Here is a 15,972-nt window from a genome sequence, read left to right as displayed (position 1 = left end):
TGGCATCACATCTAGATGGGCCAAGCCTTTCTAAGGGCGTCCAAACTGGCGCGCAAGGCCTTGATGCCATCCAGTTCGGCTTGAAGGTCTCGGATTGTGTAAGGGTAGGCAGTTTGTTCCGGTGAGGTCGGCAATCCCACGACGTTGACAACCTGCCGTCTGGTCGGTTCGATCCCCCAGCGGCCATGAACAAGTTTGTTTCGACACTCCCGTACTTTATGCGCATCTACGAGCCAGCCTGCATGAGCCGTCAGTGCATCGGGCGAATTCGCATATTTGATCGAGGCCTCTTTTTCGAGGAAACGGAGCTTATAGTAGAAATTTGACTCGTTGTGCTCGGTGGTTAACTTCTCCAGCCTTTTGCCATCGTCAGCCCATACCAGCATCAAACCCAAATCCATATCCAGCCTGGAGTACTCGAACAGCATGTGCCCCAGGATCGATGCGGCCTCGCGCTCCAGACGTTCACGTTCCGCTGCAATTTCTATCCCTGTCCAACTTCGCATTTTGCATTTCCCCTTGGTGCTGCGCCCTGTGCCTATCGATCCTGCCAACTCCTTGCATTTCCTTGTGCGCCATCACTGAAGGCACGGTCAATACCCTGGTGTCTGCAAGGGCTCATATCGTTATCCAACTTCACAAGGACTTTTAACATGCAGTCAACTATCCGTAATGCTATCGCTATTCTTCTCGACATGAGCGCTCGCTATCTTGGACAGGTCGCAGCCATTCCAGTCAACGAGGCGGAAAGCATCAAGTTGGAAGAACGTCAATCGGCACTCGCAACGCTTCGCACCTACCTGGCCGAATCCGAGCCGGGCGATGCCGTGACCGGGACTTCCGTCTCATGCGCCATCACTGAAGTTTCCGTCGAGACGATGGAGCGACAGACAAGGGCTGAGGACTACAAAATCCTGCGTTCTGACCTGATGGGCTACTACTTTGAGAAGGATGACTTCGCATCCGAAGATCACCCGATCCGTGACGACGCAGTTCGCGCCGCCTACGAACACATGAACCACAACGCGACCCCGGTCAGTACGCCTGGTACCGACGACAAGCAGGAATGGATGCCGGTGTACTCCCGCTGGCGTCATGGCGGCTGGTACGTCGACAACGTTCGTTACCCAAGCGGCGCATGTGGCTGCGTGACCAATAACTATCCTGACAAGAAGTGGCGAATCGCTTGCGACAGCCGGCGTAATGAACTCGGCGAACCCGGCGACTATACGTTTGCCTCCCGGGATGCCGCTGCCAGGGCCGAGTTTGCACTGGGGAACGCACTTGTTGCACAGCCATAACCGACTAACCCACCACAGCCCGCGCTTTCCTCTTCGAGGATCGACGCGGGCTTTTTCTTTGCCGCTTCGATCGTGCCTTCCTGATTCCTGTTCTGCATTTCCTCCTGCAACGCAAATTCCGGCAAGCGCCGGCGCCGTGATTCCCACTTCACATAAATCCTCACCTTCAGGAGAAAAGCATGAACATGAATGAACCCGAGCTGTTTTCCGGCCAACAAAACCAGCTGTCCGTCTTTACCCCGATCGATGCGCTTCTATCCGAGTATCGCAAGAACCGCGCTGATCTGGAGCGCATTGCTGCCTATGTCGCCAACGAAACCGGCGGCGTCATGCGGTTTTTCATGTGCGGCGCACAGGTTGAGCAGCAGATCAGCAGCATCAGTGCAGCCAGTCTGTTTGCTATCGAGCCGGCTGTCCGCGCGCTCGATGCGAGCTTCTGGGCGCGGGCAATGTCACTGACCGATGTCCTCGAAACCATGCCTGCAGAAAAACGCAATGCATGGAACGAGCAGATCCGCAGCCATAAGACGCCGGCGTTTGAGCCGGACTCGGTCAAGTCGACCATTGGCGATCTGCTGGCCCAGCGCTCGCAGTTCTTTGCCGAGCGCGTCGATGGCCTGTTTCGTGCCTTGTCGGGCGAGCATGTGACCAACGCGCCGGAGGGCTTCGGAAAGCGGATGATAGTCGCGTACCTGCGAACCTCATACGGCACCTTGAACTACGACCGGGCAAACTACATTCATGACCTTCGCGTAGTTATGGCGAAATTCATGGGTCGGGATGCGCCTTTTGGCAACGTGACGGACGAGGACTTGAGAAACATGTACCGCAACGGCCAGTACGGGGAATGGAAGAGCTTCGATGGTGGTGCGTTTCGCATGCGGCTGTATATGAAAGGCACGGCGCACCTCGAAGTGCATCCCGACATCGCCTACCGCCTCAACCAGGTCCTGGCGTGGCTGCATCCGACCGCTATCCCGAGCAAGTTCCGAACGAAACCGCCACGGGCGCCAAAGGACTTCACGATGGTGCATGACCTGGTGCCGTTTGAAGTTTTGGCAGAATTGTCGCGGGGCCGGGTTGACCGGACAGGGCAGGTTCTGTCTTTCTGGAGCAACGACGTCAAGGCAAACCATCGCACGGTAGCGGTTCTGCAGTATCTGGGCGGTGTGCCAAGCGCCAGCATGCGCGAATGGTCCTTCGACTATCCGATCCAGGCGGTGCTGGAAGAGTTGATGCGGACCGGCCGGATTCCCGACCAGAAAACCCATCAGTTCTACCCAACGCCGGCATGCCTGGCGTCGATGGTGGCCGAACTGGCTGCCATTGGCGAGAACGACACGGTGCTGGAACCCAGCGCAGGCCTTGGCAGCATCGCCGAGCACTTGCCGAAGGACCGCACGACCTGTGTGGAGATCTCGAAACTGCATTGCAAGGTCCTGGAGAGCAAGGGGTACAACACGGTATGCGAGGACTTTTTGCGGTGGAATCCACCAACGAAGTTCGACCGTATCTGCCTCAACCCACCCTTTAGCGAAGGCAGAGATGCTGAGCACGTCAGGAAAGCATCAACGCTGTTAGCTGATGGAGGCAAGATCGTCGCCATTCTTCCGGCCAGCCGTCGCAACAAGACGCTGATGGAAGGCTGGACACACGAATGGAGCGAAGTCTTCGACAACCGCTTCGAAGGCACACAGGTCGCTGTCGTGATCCTTGTGCTGACGCGAGACTAACAGGGCAGGGCTTCCACGCCTTTCCTTGCCAGGTCATTTCTTAACTCACCCATCCCCGGTTCTCTTTAGAGGCCGGGGATTTTTCTTTACGCTTCCGGAGCAACGCATGCCAGCTTATAGAACGTCGTTTGGCATCTTCAATACACGCCAACGTGGTTTAACTTCTACAGGAGATTTTTTGATGCAAAACGTACCTACGAGCAGTGCCATCCCTGATGCAAATCTATTGAAAGGGTTTGACAAGGCGGCGGCATATACCCCGGTGGCAGTGGTTCCCCGCCAGAAGACAACGATCCCTTTCTGCCGGGTGACAATCGACGGCACGTTCTTTGACCCGCAATGCGGCGAAGACTTCGTGAAGGTATCGGCCACACATGCACAAATGGCATCGATCGGATCAGACCCGAACGGGCCGGACAGCTTCGGCGCGGACGAAATGGTGGAGGTTGAGTTCGTCACTGTCCAACAAGATTAGCAATATCGAGGGCTTTCCCTTGTGGTTGAATTGCTATGTAAGCAGGCCGGGCCGACTTTCATGTCGCGCCCGGCTTTTCGTTTTTCTGATCACCCTTTCTTCCGTCGCCGTGTAAGTCATTTCCCTCCTGTCAAGGCAACCAACGCCTTCTTTCAAAGGAGAGATCATGCATACCAACGCAGTCAGTCACGCAGCAAAGTATCAAACGCTTCAACTCTTCCGCATGGAAGACATCACCATGTCGCTCGATGACCGGGTGGCGTCAGCTACCGGGGTCATCATGGACCTGTTCGAAGAAGGCCGGCCCATCGTGATCGCAACAAGTTTTGGAAAGGACAGTTCAGCTGTCATGTCCATCGTCATGAATGCCGCAAGGGACTTCGCCGCGGCCGGTGGCAAGCCACTGGTGGTAGCGACATCGGCCGACACCTTAGTGGAAAATCCTGAAGTTCATGCCATGGCCAAGAAGGAAATGGGCAAGCTCCATGCGTACGCAAAAGAGCACGGCATCCGTTTTTTTGGGAAGTTCGTCACGCCGCCGCTGCTCTCCACCTTCCAGGTCAAAATCTTGTCAGGGCGGGGCATTCCAAGCTGGGCATCAGGGGGAAATGACTGTACCGTTGATCTTAAAATTTCCCCACAGAAATCTTATCGGAAGAAGCTGTTTCGCACGATTGCAGAGAAGGGAATGCCCGAGCCGGTTACCTGCCTGGGCATGCGCATCCAAGAGTCCGAAGTCAGGGCAGCGCGGATGAAGCAGAATGGCGCAAGGGCCGAAACGCCGGTACGCAACAAGGATGGAGAGCTTGTTCTTTGCCCAGTGAGTTATTGGTCGGAAGATGATGTATTCGAGTATCTGGGCGAGTGCAGTTCCGGCCTGCGCCAGTCGTACTCGGACTTCAAGGAAACGCTTCGCATCTATGCGCACTCGGCGGGAACGTCGTGTGCGGTGGTGGCGCAGAGTATCTATGAAGGCAAGCAGAAGAAGGGCGGCTGTGGCGCCAGGCATGGATGTTTTCCCTGTTTGAAGGCCGAAGACATGTCGCTGGCAGCCATGATCGCACTGGAACCCCGTTACGAGTACTTACGTGGCTTGAATCGCCTGAACAGCTATCTGCGCGCTATCGAGAAGGACTGGAGCAGGCGGCATTGGGCCCAGGGTGTGTAAAAACGCGGGCTTTTAGTAAACGAATTGTGCCGTGGGCTGTCACACTGATGTCTTTCACTAGTGTCGAGGTGGCCAATGAAGCGCTTCATCCAAGGCAGCGATCGGGCGCAAGGCATTTTGCTTCCTGCGCAGTTGGATGACTATGTGACAGACGAGAACCCAGTGAGGGTAATTGATGTCTTTGTCGATGAACTGGACCTGGCGACACTCGGGTTTGAAGGTGTGACGCCTGCAGACACTGGTCGTCCTGCCTACCATCCTGCCGACCTGTTGAAGCTCTACATTTATGGCTACCTGAACCGCATTCAATCGAGTCGCCGCCTGGAACGCGAAGCCCAGCGCAACATTGAACTGATGTGGCTGACGGGTCGGCTGACACCGGACTTCAAGACGATTGCCAACTTTCGCAAGGATAATGGCGTCGGCATACGCAACGTCTGTCGGCAGTTTGTGCTGTTGTGCCGTAATCTGAACCTGTTCACGCAGCAGCTCGTAGCGATTGATGGCAGCAAGTTCAAGGCCGTCAATAACCGTGACCGGAACTTTACCAAGGCAAAGGTGCAGGCACGCCTGCAGCAGATCGAGGAGAGTATCGAGCGCTACCTCAGCATGCTGGACACAATCGACCGCACGGAGCCAGCAGAGGCGCCGGCAAAGACGGTCCGACTGCAAGACAAGATCACCCTGCTCAAAGAACAAATGCAAGCGCTGAAGGAGGTTGAGGCACGCCTTCCGGATGCGCCTGATGGGCAGATATCTCTAACCGATCCCGATGCCCGCTCCATGGCCACCAGCGGCCGTGGCACGGGAATGGTCGGCTACAACGTGCAGACTGCAGTCGATACCACACATCACCTCATCGTCGCTCATGAAGTCACCAACATCGGCAATGACAGGAGCCAGTTGGCGAACATGTCTGAACAAGCTCGGGAAGCGACTGGTATTGAGAAGTTGGCTGTCGTTGCAGACCGTGGGTATTTCAGCGGTGAAGAAATCCTCGCCTGTGACCAGGCTGGCGTCGCTACCTACGTTCCGAAGCCCCTCACATCAGGCGCCAAGGCGGACGGCCGCTTCGGCAAGCAAGACTTCGTCTACATGCCAGACCGGGACGAGTACCGCTGTCCGGCCGGGCATACAATGACCCGCCGCTTCGACACATTGGACAAAGGTTTGATCATGAATGTGTACGCGACGCCGGCGTGTAGAGGCTGCCTGCTCAAGCCCGACTGTACAACCGGCCCGGAGCGCCGCATTAGACGCTGGGAGCATGAAGCCGTCATAGACGCCATGCAGGAACGGCTCAGCAAAGCCCCTGAGCAAATGCGTTTGCGACGGCAAACGGTGGAGCATCCCTTTGGCACCCTCAAATCATGGATGGGTGCCACGCATTTCCTGACAAAGACCCTTGCCGGGGTCAGCACGGAAATGAGCCTGCATGTACTTGCTTATAACTTTAAGCGGCTCCTCAGCATCATGGGCAATGAGTTAATGATGATACCGGCCAAGGCCTGACGGGCCTTCGGCAGCAACACGCTGCTTCTCTATCCACAGAACCATCTGAATCGACAACCAATTCTTGCTATCGACGCATGCACCCTTGTGGATGCCGTTTTTACACGGCCTGGGTCGGTCGCACGATCGAAGAAGGCCACATCATCATTCAACCCGATACGCTGCATCCGCGTGAGATCCGCAATATCACCCGGTATATGCTGCAGCTAGACCATGATGAGGGGGTGCGAGCCCGTCGTGCCGGGGAGAAGAGGAAGTTCACGCTGCTTCCTCTGGAAATGATGATTGCCATCGATGCATTACAAAGCCTGAACGGCATAGCCCGTCCCTTTGCCATTTGGGACGATTACCGCTCGATCTACGACAAGGGCATACGGTTCGACATTCCCGATGTCGTACCGTTCAAGGAAACGCCTATGCCTGATGCGAAGTTCCTGCATGTGGGCAAGGACTGGGACACCAGTGCCCCTGACTCTGCCTGGACGGGGATGCGGGATGCTTATGTCGAAGCGCTGACCGAAGGAAGCGGCTGTACGCCGGACCTGCGCATCCTGAAGGACGGAACAGCGGCGTGGGATCTGGAGACCGAACAGTCGTTCACGGTCGATCAGGAATCCGCGGCAATGCTTCTCGACTTCGAGCTGGAGAACATGCTGGCCATGTATGACGCTTCCTATAACAGGGGAGGTATCACACAGGCCTACAAGTTCTATGTGCAGTATGGGGTCATCACGCTGTCCCATGCCCAGGTAGCAAAACATGACGAAGTGCTGAAACGCACGGCGTTCAAGGACCGTCTGGGCGCAACCCTGGACTATGACATCAAAGCTCTGCTGGAAAAGGCAATCCCTTTCAACCAGCTGCCCGAAGCGGCCCGGAAAGTATGGGCCAACAAGGCGACGACGCACTCCGCACAAACGGAGCTACCACTCGCTGCTTAATGTCGTACCCGCGCCCTGATCATTTCGATCAGGGCGTTTCTTTTTGTCGTGGCAAAACAACCACTTTCTTCCTTTTACCGGCCCGATAGCATTGCCACAGGATCGGCTGCTACACTGCGCATGCTTTCCTATGGTCAACTTTCTGGGCATCGATGGATATCATTCATGTATTGAGTCAGGCGCAGTTCGAGACCGAGGTGCGCGAGAAGTGGGTGGCCGTTTTCGACAGGCGGCCGGAGTTCAGGGCAAAGTTCGGCACGCCCCGGATCGGCAAGGTCCAGAACGACCACTTCTACATCACCCCCACTTCGTTGGCAGCGTCTGCCGAGGTGCTGATCAAAAGCGCGGGCCACGAACTGCGCCATCTGCCTTCAAGCAGCGGCAGCCGGGGGGCCGTCTACCCCGGCTTTTCCATCACTGGGCGCTCCGAAGAGGAACTGGCGAAGTTCGTCGCCATTCTGCGCAACGTAGTCGACAGTCACATGAATGCAGCACCGATTGTCTAACCCTTCCCGGTCCCGAAGACGAGGAAAAATCGTTTAAAGAATTCTGATCACGTGTCGATATAAGGGCATCCCGACAGGGGGTATCAGAAAGAAATTTCCTGCTGGAAGTGACTTCCAGGTGCAGTAGGAAGTCGAATGCAGATTGGCGCATGGCTCTGCGCAGCGTGCGTTATTTCACAAGCATGCTCACTCAATTCCTCCTCCGGTTGAAAGTAGTGTCCATATATTGCCAAAGTTGAACCGGCGGACTTACACAGCCGTTTCGCTGAATTTGCGTACAAAATTAACTGAAGTCCTATCTCCACCCAGGATGTAACGAATGAAGCTCACTTTCCGCCAAAAGCTCTTCTTGCCACTGTGCCTGAGCTTGCTTTGCCTTCTCGCTGTAATGAGCGTCAATATATTTCAGACTCGCACGATGCGCCTCGATGAACGCAAAGCGCAGTTGATCGCGGTATCCGACATGGCAGTATCGATTGCGAAGGAGTACGGTGAACTGGCGACTTCCGGAAAAATCGCCGTCGATGATGCGAAAAAACAGGCGCTCGCCCGGATCAAGGCTCTGCGTTATGGCACCAGCGGCTATTTCACGGTCATCGATTCCCAGACAGTGCTGATGCATCCGATCAAGAACGAGCTGATTGGTACGGCTGTGGCGACCTTCAAGGACCCAAACGGCACGGCGGTCTACCTCGATGCGCTGAAGGCCACGCAAGCGGGCGGCGGATTCACCACGTATCTGTGGGCCAAGCCGGGCGAAAAGGAACCGATATCCAAGCTGGCGTACAACAGCACCTATAAACCATGGGACTGGACGTTCATGACCGGCGTCTATATGGATGATCTCGACGCGGTATTCAAAACCGATCTGTTGAAGTCAATCGGGCTGCTGTTCGCAATTGGTGTCGCCTTGGCCGCCATTAGCTGGTCGATCCTTCGCAGTGTTGAACGCGCCATCGGCGGTGAGCCAAGCCATGCTGCAGAGGCGGCAGCACGGATTGCTACCGGCGATCTCACGACAGACATTCCGCTTCGCGCTGGCGACGAACACAGCCTCATGGCTGCGATCAAGGCGATGCGCGACAAGCTGACCCTGATCGTCAGCGAAGTACGAACCGGCACCGATGCCATTGCCACCGCTTCCGGACAGATTTCTTCTGGAAACCAGGACCTGTCTTCCCGCACCGAGCAACAGGCAAGCTCGCTGGAGGAAACTGCCGCTTCCATGGAAGAATTGACGTCGACCGTCAAGCAGAATGCCGACAACGCGCGCCAGGCCAACCAGCTTGTGGTCGTGGCGTCCGACATTGCGTTACGCGGCGGCGCTGCTGTGGCGCAGGTTGTGGAGACAATGGGCGCAATCGATGCTTCGTCAAAGAAGATCGTCGATATTATTTCTGTCATCGACGGCATCGCCTTTCAGACCAACATCCTGGCATTGAATGCGGCCGTGGAAGCCGCGCGTGCTGGCGAGCAGGGACGTGGCTTCGCCGTGGTTGCCTCGGAAGTGCGTAGTCTGGCGCAGCGCAGCGCGGCCGCGGCAAAAGAAATCAAGGGCCTGATCGATACGTCGGTCACCAATGTGAACGTCGGTACCAAACTGGTCGATCAGGCCGGCGCAACGATGGATGAAGTGGTGGAAAGCGTCAAACGGGTCACCGACATCATGGCCGAAATCACTGCCGCCAGCCAGGAGCAGAGCATGGGTATCGAACAGGTGAACCAGGCAGTCGCGTTAATGGACGAAGCAACGCAACAGAATGCTGCACTGGTCGAGGAAGCTGCGGCGGCGGCTGAAAGCATGCGTGACCAGGCCAGCAGCCTCGTCAAAACCGTTTCGGCGTTCAAGCTTAACGCTGGACAGCAGAATGCAGTGGTCGGTGGCCCGGTCCTGGCCTCGACAGCCCGGCTGGCGCCGCGCAGAGTGGAGCCGACTGCCTCGGCCGTCCGCATCACGCCGTCCTCGGGACGGGCGGTAGCAGCCCCGGTCTCGCGCCCGAAGCAGGCCATTGCGCCGGCAACGTCTGGCGGGGATTGGGAAGAGTTCTAACTTCTGGCCAGTCGCTGGCCTCCTCAATGCAAAGCCCTCGGTCCGACATGGATACGAGGGCTTTATATTGCGCGCTTCGTCGGTTAATCAAACGGACGAAGAAACTCCCGGTAGAACCGCTGCCCCTTGACTGGATCGGCCCGGGAGATCTCGGCATGGATTTCCCGGACCAGAACGGGCGGTTCGGCCGGGTCGCCCCAGGCGTCGAGAATTTTCTTGTTGGCGCGAAGATTGAAAGGGGTCCATTCACGCGCCAGCCGCTTTGCCTGTTCGCTAACAGTTTCGGTTGCCATGGATAGGAAAGAGCGTTCGCGCTATGGCGAACGGGGATGCAAAGTTAATGGAGCAGGCAAAGATAGCAGAACTGATCGTCAGCGCAATGCTGACAGCCTTGTCTGTTTGCGTGGTTCGTACTTGCTAGGGGGTTACAGCACCAGAGTCAGTACAACCATGGTGCCAATGCCGATTGTGAAAAGCTGGCGCCGCTGGCCCTCATTGATCTGCACGCCGCGCCTGGCCAGAAACGCTTCCACGACGGTGAAACCGTCGAATGGCGGCAGCGGGATCATGTTGATCGCGGCCAGCAGGAACGAGCCTTTGGCGGCGATCAGCGTCGCCCAGGAAGGCACGATCCAGTTGGCCAGCAGCAGCAACAGGCCGAGAAGAAGGGAGGATGCCGGTCCGGCGGCCGCGGCAATCGCCCGGTCCCGCACCGAAGCCTTCGCATAGTCGTCGCTGATGGCCATGCCGATGAAAGGCAGCAGGCGGATTTCTTCTTGTGCGGTTGCGAAAAGAAGCGGCCCCGCACCAATGACGACCTTGTCGACCCGCATGCCAAGCCGACGCATGACCCACGCATGCCCGTACTCATGGATGACCAGGAGGAAGGTAAGGATGAACCAGATCAGCGCCAAGCCCAATACCAATTTCAAAATCATCATTTTTTCCCGACCCTCTCAGACGCTCCAGGCATTCTCTTCATGATCGTGCACGGCCATCCTCGGTTTGCGTGAGCGTTATACGATTAGCAACATACTATAGGAGAAACAACTTTATTTCCCGAGATTAATGTGTCTTTTCGTGTTCGGCAGTAGTAACAGATCAATAGGAAGCAACATCGCGCCTTGCGGGAAACACTTTGGCTCCCTATACTGGACAAAAGTACAGTTGTTTCCCAAACTCAATGTCCAATCGCGATCTCGTCAATCTGGCCGAGCTGCATACGCTCGTGCCTGTTATCTGGCCTCTGAAGCCCACCGGTTACTCAATGATTCCGGCCTTCAGGGTCAAATGCCCGGCCGGTTTTCCGTCGCTAGCGGCAGACTATTGCGAAAGCGGTCTGGACTTGCATGAGTACCTGGTCAAGCATCGGGCTGCAACATTCATTTTCGACGTCTGCGGCGACTCGATGAAAAACGCCGGGATTTTTGATGGCGACAAGATTGTCGTCGATCGGGCGGTCGAAGCCAAAAGTGGCGACATCATCGTCGCCATCCTCAACGGGGAACACACCGTCAAGCGGGTGCATATCACCTCGGATGGCATCGAACTGCGTCCGGAAAATCATTTGTATCAGACGATTCTGTTGGGAGAGGCTGAAGAGCTGATTGTCTTTGGGGTAGTCGTTGGCGTCGTTCGCAAGCTGACATGACCACGCAACGCACAAGCGGAGCACTTTATGCGCTTGTCGACTGCAACAATTACTACTGCAGCTGTGAGCGTGTTTTTAATCCCCGCCTGGAAGGCCGCCCGCTTGTCGTACTTTCCAACAACGACGGATGTGCCGTAGCGCGCAGCCAGGAGGCGAAGGATTTAGGCGTCAAGATGGGCACGCCATGGTTTCAGTTGCAGGATCTGGTACGCCGGCATCGGCTTGTTGGCCTCTCCAGCAATTACACGCTTTATGGCGATATGAGCGCCCGGGTCGTGCAAGTACTCAGCCAGTTCTCGCCGGACTATGAGGTATACAGCATTGACGAGTCCTTCCTGCGCGTCGATCAAATGCGGCTTCTATGGCCGAGTTTTACTGCCATGGGAAAGGCCATCAGAATGCGTGTCAGGCAATGGACCGGCATCCCGGTATGTGTCGGCATGGCGCCGACCCGCACCCTGGCCAAATTGTCGAACCACATCGCAAAGAAGAATCCCCAGTTCGGCGGTGTATTTGACCTGACCGCCTACCCCCCTGCCGACCTCGACCTCCTTCTGTCTTCCATCGATGTCGGCGAGGTTTGGGGGTTGGACGTCGTATTGCAGAGAAGCTGCATGGCATGGGCATCCATACGGTTCAGGATTTGCGCCGTACTTCGCCAAAGACGATCCGAGCGCATTTCTCGGTCGTGATGGAGCGTACGGTCACTGAGCTGCAAGGTACTCCCTGTATGGACCTTAAGGAAGTGGCGCCCGCCAAAAAGCAATTCATCTCATCGAAGAGCTTCGGCGCGACGGTTGCCACACAAGAGGAACTGATGGAGGCTTTGGCGACCTACGTAAGCCGGGCGGCAGAGAAGCTCCGTGCGCAGCATTCCGTGTGCGGGGTGCTGCAGGTTTTCATCCACACAAACCAGTTTCGTCCAAACGATCCGCAGTACAGCAATGCCGTCACTATCCCCTTGCCTTACCCCACATCGGACACGCGCGAGCTTGCCTCTGCTGCGGCGATGGGTTTGAGTGCGATTTTCAAGAATGGATTTCTATACAAGAAGTGTGGCGTGATGCTGCTCGACATATCGCCGGCCGGCACAATCCAACGGTCCCTATTTGACGCGGTAGAAGAGAACACAAGGCATTCGGCGGTCATCATGTCGGTTCTCGATGGGCTCAACACCCGTTTTGGCCGCGACACGGTAAAGGTGGCTGCCGCGGGGACTGCGCAGCGCTGGATAGCACGCGCCGAAAACAAGTCCCAGTGCTTCACGACCAGGTGGACGGAATTGCCGAAGGCGATAGCAAACTGACAGGATCGGTTTTCCCTTGCATGTCGAATTCGTTATTAGCGACCCTTTCGATTTCGGACCCGGACCATTGGTATCTTCAGTAAGGTCTGCTAGCGGGCGGCTACCGGTCATAGCAAGAGCATCTGCGGATGCCGGCTGTTGTTTAGGGTTGTACGATGCCTGCCCTTAACGTAGGACGGGCGAGGCACAGCGAAGCCGAGCGGGCAGGCGTCGTACAACCCTCGGGGGAGGAAACCGCGGAATGCTCCGGCACGGTCGGGTTAGCGGCGGTCGTTATGGGGTTTGGATGCGCGGAGTCGGGTTGAGCGCGACGATCCGGCAGGCACATTGCGCAGCGCGATCACACCCATGTCCGGTGACTGAATGACGCCGCTGCATTATTTGGCGCTGGGCGCGGCCGGAAACGGTGCTTTCGCGGCGTACGGCAACGCCTTGCCCTATCGACGGTAGCCGATGAAGCAGCAACGAGCGGGTTGGGCAGGAACAGATGCCTTCGGTCATGGCGGACCTCGCGACCGGGCTTGCGCACGGATCGGCTGGTGGCACAGGAAGGTCTCGATGATGCGCATCGCTCCACCGCAGCACGGGCAGACGAATGTCGGCCGGATTGATTCAGCCGGCGCCGCCTGCGGCGCTTGTGTGGCCTCGGACGCTTCGCATCCCAGCAACGCGCGCACCCGCGCAAGGTTCGCCCGGCGTCCGGCATTGGCAAACAGGCCGTAGTGACGAATGCGGTGAAAGCCCCCAGGCAGGACGTGGAGAAGGAACCGGCGCATGAACTCATGCGCCTCCAGCGTCATGGTCTTGTTACGCGTCTTGCCCTTGGCGCGGTAATCCTTCCAGCGGAACGTGACGCCGTGCTCGTCCATGGCAACCAGTCGGCCATTGGAAATGGCCACCCGATGCGTATAGCGCGACAGATAGGCCAGTACCGCCGCCGGCCCGGCGAACGGGCGTTTGGCATAGACCACCCACTCGCACTGGCGCAGCGGCGCGAGCCAGTCGGCGAAGGCCGCCGCATCGGCCAGCGCGGCGTGTTCACCGAAGAACTGCAGCTGGCCGCTGTCATGCGCCCGGCCGAGTTCCTCAAGGAAGCGCCTGCGGAACAGCCGCGAGAGCACGCGCACCGGCAGGAAGAAGCCCGGCCTGCAGGCGACCCAACGCTCCGCGTCCGACGACAGCCCGCCGCCGGGGACGATGCCATGGACGTGGGGATGGTGCGTCAGCGCCGAGCCCCAGGTGTGCAGCACCAGGGTGGCACCGATCTGTGCACCCAGGTGCCGCGGATCGGCGGCAATGGTGCGCAGGGTTTCGGCAGCAATATCGAACAGCAGGCCGTACATCACCGCCTTGTTGGCATAGGCAATCGCGCCGATCGGGGCCGGCAAGGTGAACACCACGTGGTAATACGCCACCGGCAGCAAGTCGGCCTGACGGGCTTCGAGCCAGCGCCGTGCGGCAGTGGCCTGGCACTTCGGGCAGTGCCGGTTGCGGCAGGAGTTGTAGGCGATCTCGACCTGCTCGCAGGCGTCACAGCGCAGCACATGGCCGCCCAGCGCCGCGGTGCGGCACTGTTCGATGGCCGACATGACCTTGCGCTGACCCAGGCTCAGGTGAGCGTGCTGATCCTGGCGCCAGGCCGGCCCGTGGACGCGGAAGATATCCGCGACCTCTAGGCCAGGCGCTCCCATGGCCGGGCCCTATCCGGGCCGCACGGCCTCCAGCGGACTGACGACTTCGCGCAGAATGTCGGTGGCGACCTGGGCATACAGCGCCGTGGTCTCGAGCTTCTTGTGCCCAAGCAGGACCTGGATGACACGGATATCGACCTTCTGCTCCAGCAGGTGCGTTGCAAAACTGTGGCGTAGCGTGTGCATCGAGACCCGCTTGTCGATCCGGGCAGCTTCTGCAGCGGCATGGATAGCGCGGTTGAGCTGACGGGTAGTGAGCGGCTCGATCGGGTTCATGCCGGGAAACAGCCAGCCGGCATCAAGCATCTTGCCCTGTGCGCGGGCCACGCGCCACCAAACGCGCAGGCGCTCGAGCAGCACCGGCGGCAGCATCGCATAGCGATCCTTGTGGCCCTTGCCCTGTTCGATGCGCAGGGTCATGCGCTGACTGTCGATGTCACTGACCTTGAGTGAAATGACTTCGCTGGCGCGCAACCCGGCACCGTAGGCGACCGAGAGTGCCGTCTGATGCTTGAGGTTGCCGGCGGCAACGATCAGACGGCCCACTTCCTCACGGCTGAGTACCACCGGCAGAGTCCGCGGCACCCGCACCGGCTGCATCCTGGCCATCAGCCCGGCCTGGTCGGCCGTGATGGTGAAGAAGAACTTCAGTCCCGTGATCGCCGCATTGAGCGAGATCGGCGAGACGCCATGGTCGACCAGGTGCAATTGATAGCGCCGCAAATCCTCGACGGTGGCCGTGTCAGGCGACCGCCCCAGATAGCCGGCAAATTGCCGTACGGCGCGAAGGTAGTGAGTCTGGGTCTTGGGGGAGAGTTTGCGCATCCGCATGTCGTCGATCATGCGCTGGCGCAGCGGCGAAATGGCTTGAGTCGAGGGGGTCATGGCTCTGCTCCTGTCGGAAACGAGGCGGATTGCCTCGTTCCCAGCATAGGAAACAGCCACGCTGTGCTTCTATCTCAACCACCGGCGCCGGCGCGCAGCCTCCTACCGCGCGAGCGGTTTAGTCCTCCGACCCTTTGCAGTCCCTCATCCATGGTTGTCCAATGTCTGACATGAAGCGGTAAGCGGTCATTGCTGCTTCGGCTATGGCTGCAGTTTGCATCCATGATCACGGCAGCGTTAAAGTGACACTCTTATCGATAGGCGCATAACATACCCCCAGCTTTTCATGACATCCTTGATAACTTGCTATCAAGGCAAAGTTCTTGACTTGGCTAGGCCAGTCTACTGTGATCTCTGCTTGAACCGGTTTCTTGTAGGTCTCCATCTTGCCGAAGAACTGGTCTGTCTTGATATCACCTACAGGAAGCTTCACCGCTTTAATCTTGACACCACTGGCATCTTTGACCGCAAAGTGAATCCGGTCTTTGTACATGTAATACCCGGTTGCCGGGGTCAGTTCAGCCAGTATTGTGGTTGGTCCTTTTACACTTATCTTGAGTTTGAACGCCACGTCTGGATCCAGCAGTTCCTCCTCTTTGCTGCTGGCGAAAAGACTGGTCGACCCTTTAGAGGAACTGCTAGGCGAAGACTGCTGTGCATAGCTATGCGACAGCATACTGAACAACAGCACGACTCCCGCCATGCTGCATAACCGCTGAATATTAAGCATATTTATTCCCCATAAACAATGTT

Annotated in this window: 17 protein-coding genes; 11 read left to right on the top strand and 6 right to left on the bottom strand. The window is 57.6% G+C overall.

Features of this window, described 5'->3' with window-relative positions; genetic code table 11:
• Window positions 1–11: 11 nt before the first annotated feature.
• Entirely contained in the window at window positions 12–506 is a 495-nt protein-coding gene (locus IGW04_RS10555) for a hypothetical protein (RefSeq protein WP_194713038.1), read from the bottom strand.
• Window positions 507–653: 147 nt separating this feature from the next.
• Between IGW04_RS10555 and IGW04_RS25670 the strand changes: the two genes are divergently transcribed.
• The 8 genes from IGW04_RS25670 (at window position 654) to IGW04_RS10515 (ending at window position 9,686) form a co-directional block, all read left to right on the top strand.
• Complete coding sequence (locus IGW04_RS25670) at window positions 654–1,301, top strand: hypothetical protein (RefSeq protein ID WP_228526994.1); 648 nt, start codon at window positions 654–656, stop codon at window positions 1,299–1,301.
• A 179-nt stretch (window positions 1,302–1,480) separates the two neighbouring features.
• A complete protein-coding gene (locus IGW04_RS10545; protein WP_228526993.1) occupies window positions 1,481–3,034 on the top strand; it encodes a class I SAM-dependent methyltransferase in 1,554 nt (517 codons plus the stop codon).
• Window positions 3,035–3,140: 106 nt separating this feature from the next.
• Window positions 3,141–3,509: a hypothetical protein gene (locus tag IGW04_RS10540; RefSeq protein ID WP_194713037.1), complete on the top strand. Its 369-nt coding sequence runs from the start codon at window positions 3,141–3,143 to the stop codon at window positions 3,507–3,509.
• 166 nt (window positions 3,510–3,675) lie between these two features.
• The gene (locus tag IGW04_RS10535; RefSeq protein ID WP_194713036.1) at window positions 3,676–4,677 is read left to right on the top strand and encodes a phosphoadenosine phosphosulfate reductase domain-containing protein; all 1,002 of its coding nucleotides are present in this window, start codon (window positions 3,676–3,678) and stop codon (window positions 4,675–4,677) included.
• Between the two features lie 75 nt (window positions 4,678–4,752).
• Window positions 4,753–6,189, top strand: a complete 1,437-nt coding sequence (locus IGW04_RS10530; RefSeq protein ID WP_194713035.1) for an IS1182 family transposase — start codon at window positions 4,753–4,755, stop codon at window positions 6,187–6,189.
• Between the two features lie 77 nt (window positions 6,190–6,266).
• Window positions 6,267–7,130, top strand: coding sequence for a hypothetical protein (locus IGW04_RS10525; protein WP_194713034.1), 864 nt, complete (start codon window positions 6,267–6,269; stop codon window positions 7,128–7,130).
• Between the two features lie 152 nt (window positions 7,131–7,282).
• Entirely contained in the window at window positions 7,283–7,636 is a 354-nt protein-coding gene (locus tag IGW04_RS10520; RefSeq protein WP_194713033.1) for a hypothetical protein, read from the top strand.
• A gap of 319 nt (window positions 7,637–7,955) precedes the next feature.
• Window positions 7,956–9,686: a methyl-accepting chemotaxis protein gene (locus IGW04_RS10515; protein WP_194713032.1), complete on the top strand. Its 1,731-nt coding sequence runs from the start codon at window positions 7,956–7,958 to the stop codon at window positions 9,684–9,686.
• Window positions 9,687–9,769: 83 nt separating this feature from the next.
• On the opposite strand, the gene IGW04_RS10510 is transcribed toward IGW04_RS10515, so the two are convergent.
• Window positions 9,770–9,979: a hypothetical protein gene (locus tag IGW04_RS10510; protein ID WP_194713031.1), complete on the bottom strand. Its 210-nt coding sequence runs from the start codon at window positions 9,977–9,979 to the stop codon at window positions 9,770–9,772.
• A gap of 132 nt (window positions 9,980–10,111) precedes the next feature.
• Window positions 10,112–10,627, bottom strand: coding sequence for a M50 family metallopeptidase (locus IGW04_RS10505; RefSeq protein WP_194713030.1), 516 nt, complete (start codon window positions 10,625–10,627; stop codon window positions 10,112–10,114).
• Between the two features lie 242 nt (window positions 10,628–10,869).
• Between IGW04_RS10505 and IGW04_RS10500 the strand changes: the two genes are divergently transcribed.
• Genes IGW04_RS10500 through IGW04_RS25660 form a run of 3 tightly spaced genes read left to right on the top strand, consistent with a single transcriptional unit; the run spans window position 10,870 to window position 12,643 of the window.
• The gene (locus IGW04_RS10500) at window positions 10,870–11,337 is read left to right on the top strand and encodes a LexA family protein (protein WP_228526992.1); all 468 of its coding nucleotides are present in this window, start codon (window positions 10,870–10,872) and stop codon (window positions 11,335–11,337) included.
• Window positions 11,334–12,029, top strand: coding sequence for a Y-family DNA polymerase (locus IGW04_RS25665; RefSeq protein WP_228526991.1), 696 nt, complete (start codon window positions 11,334–11,336; stop codon window positions 12,027–12,029). The genes IGW04_RS10500 and IGW04_RS25665 overlap by 4 nt, the downstream gene beginning before the upstream one ends.
• Before the next feature lie 38 nt (window positions 12,030–12,067).
• Window positions 12,068–12,643, top strand: coding sequence for a DinB/UmuC family translesion DNA polymerase (locus IGW04_RS25660; RefSeq protein WP_228526990.1), 576 nt, complete (start codon window positions 12,068–12,070; stop codon window positions 12,641–12,643).
• A gap of 497 nt (window positions 12,644–13,140) precedes the next feature.
• Here IGW04_RS25660 and IGW04_RS10490 read toward each other — a convergent pair whose 3' ends face one another.
• The 3 genes from IGW04_RS10490 to IGW04_RS10480 form a co-directional block, all read right to left on the bottom strand.
• Window positions 13,141–14,334, bottom strand: coding sequence for an IS91 family transposase (locus tag IGW04_RS10490; protein ID WP_194713029.1), 1,194 nt, complete (start codon window positions 14,332–14,334; stop codon window positions 13,141–13,143).
• Window positions 14,335–14,343: 9 nt separating this feature from the next.
• Window positions 14,344–15,219 carry a tyrosine-type recombinase/integrase gene (locus IGW04_RS10485; RefSeq protein WP_194713028.1) on the bottom strand — a complete coding sequence of 292 codons (876 nt, stop codon included), beginning with the start codon at window positions 15,217–15,219 and terminating at the stop codon, window positions 14,344–14,346.
• Between the two features lie 226 nt (window positions 15,220–15,445).
• A complete protein-coding gene (locus IGW04_RS10480; RefSeq protein WP_194713027.1) occupies window positions 15,446–15,949 on the bottom strand; it encodes a protein-disulfide reductase DsbD N-terminal domain-containing protein in 504 nt (167 codons plus the stop codon).
• Window positions 15,950–15,972 lie beyond the last annotated feature (23 nt).

Origin of the sequence: Noviherbaspirillum soli (assembly GCF_015352955.1) — a bacterium.
Lineage (GTDB): Bacteria > Pseudomonadota > Gammaproteobacteria > Burkholderiales > Burkholderiaceae_D > Noviherbaspirillum_A > Noviherbaspirillum_A soli.
The sequence above is the reverse complement of the archived record's forward strand: the minus strand, read 5'-3'. Positions and strand labels throughout refer to the sequence as shown.

What these genes read in the sequence shown, in the direction of transcription:
- IGW04_RS10480 (WP_194713027.1), bottom strand. Translation starts at nt 15,949, where the DNA reads ATGCTTAATATTCAGCGGTTATGCAGCATGGCGGGAGTCGTGCTGTTG.
- IGW04_RS10540 (WP_194713037.1), top strand. Translation starts at nt 3,141, where the DNA reads ATGCCAGCTTATAGAACGTCGTTTGGCATCTTCAATACACGCCAACGT.
- IGW04_RS10500 (WP_228526992.1), top strand. Translation starts at nt 10,870, where the DNA reads ATGTCCAATCGCGATCTCGTCAATCTGGCCGAGCTGCATACGCTCGTG.
- IGW04_RS10485 (WP_194713028.1), bottom strand. Translation starts at nt 15,219, where the DNA reads ATGACCCCCTCGACTCAAGCCATTTCGCCGCTGCGCCAGCGCATGATC.
- IGW04_RS25665 (WP_228526991.1), top strand. Translation starts at nt 11,334, where the DNA reads ATGACCACGCAACGCACAAGCGGAGCACTTTATGCGCTTGTCGACTGC.
- IGW04_RS10515 (WP_194713032.1), top strand. Translation starts at nt 7,956, where the DNA reads ATGAAGCTCACTTTCCGCCAAAAGCTCTTCTTGCCACTGTGCCTGAGC.
- IGW04_RS10535 (WP_194713036.1), top strand. Translation starts at nt 3,676, where the DNA reads ATGCATACCAACGCAGTCAGTCACGCAGCAAAGTATCAAACGCTTCAA.
- IGW04_RS10525 (WP_194713034.1), top strand. Translation starts at nt 6,267, where the DNA reads ATGCACCCTTGTGGATGCCGTTTTTACACGGCCTGGGTCGGTCGCACG.
- IGW04_RS10505 (WP_194713030.1), bottom strand. Translation starts at nt 10,627, where the DNA reads ATGATGATTTTGAAATTGGTATTGGGCTTGGCGCTGATCTGGTTCATC.
- IGW04_RS10545 (WP_228526993.1), top strand. Translation starts at nt 1,481, where the DNA reads ATGAACATGAATGAACCCGAGCTGTTTTCCGGCCAACAAAACCAGCTG.
- IGW04_RS10520 (WP_194713033.1), top strand. Translation starts at nt 7,283, where the DNA reads ATGGATATCATTCATGTATTGAGTCAGGCGCAGTTCGAGACCGAGGTG.
- IGW04_RS10555 (WP_194713038.1), bottom strand. Translation starts at nt 506, where the DNA reads ATGCGAAGTTGGACAGGGATAGAAATTGCAGCGGAACGTGAACGTCTG.
- IGW04_RS10510 (WP_194713031.1), bottom strand. Translation starts at nt 9,979, where the DNA reads ATGGCAACCGAAACTGTTAGCGAACAGGCAAAGCGGCTGGCGCGTGAA.
- IGW04_RS10490 (WP_194713029.1), bottom strand. Translation starts at nt 14,334, where the DNA reads ATGGGAGCGCCTGGCCTAGAGGTCGCGGATATCTTCCGCGTCCACGGG.
- IGW04_RS25670 (WP_228526994.1), top strand. Translation starts at nt 654, where the DNA reads ATGCAGTCAACTATCCGTAATGCTATCGCTATTCTTCTCGACATGAGC.
- IGW04_RS10530 (WP_194713035.1), top strand. Translation starts at nt 4,753, where the DNA reads ATGAAGCGCTTCATCCAAGGCAGCGATCGGGCGCAAGGCATTTTGCTT.
- IGW04_RS25660 (WP_228526990.1), top strand. Translation starts at nt 12,068, where the DNA reads ATGGACCTTAAGGAAGTGGCGCCCGCCAAAAAGCAATTCATCTCATCG.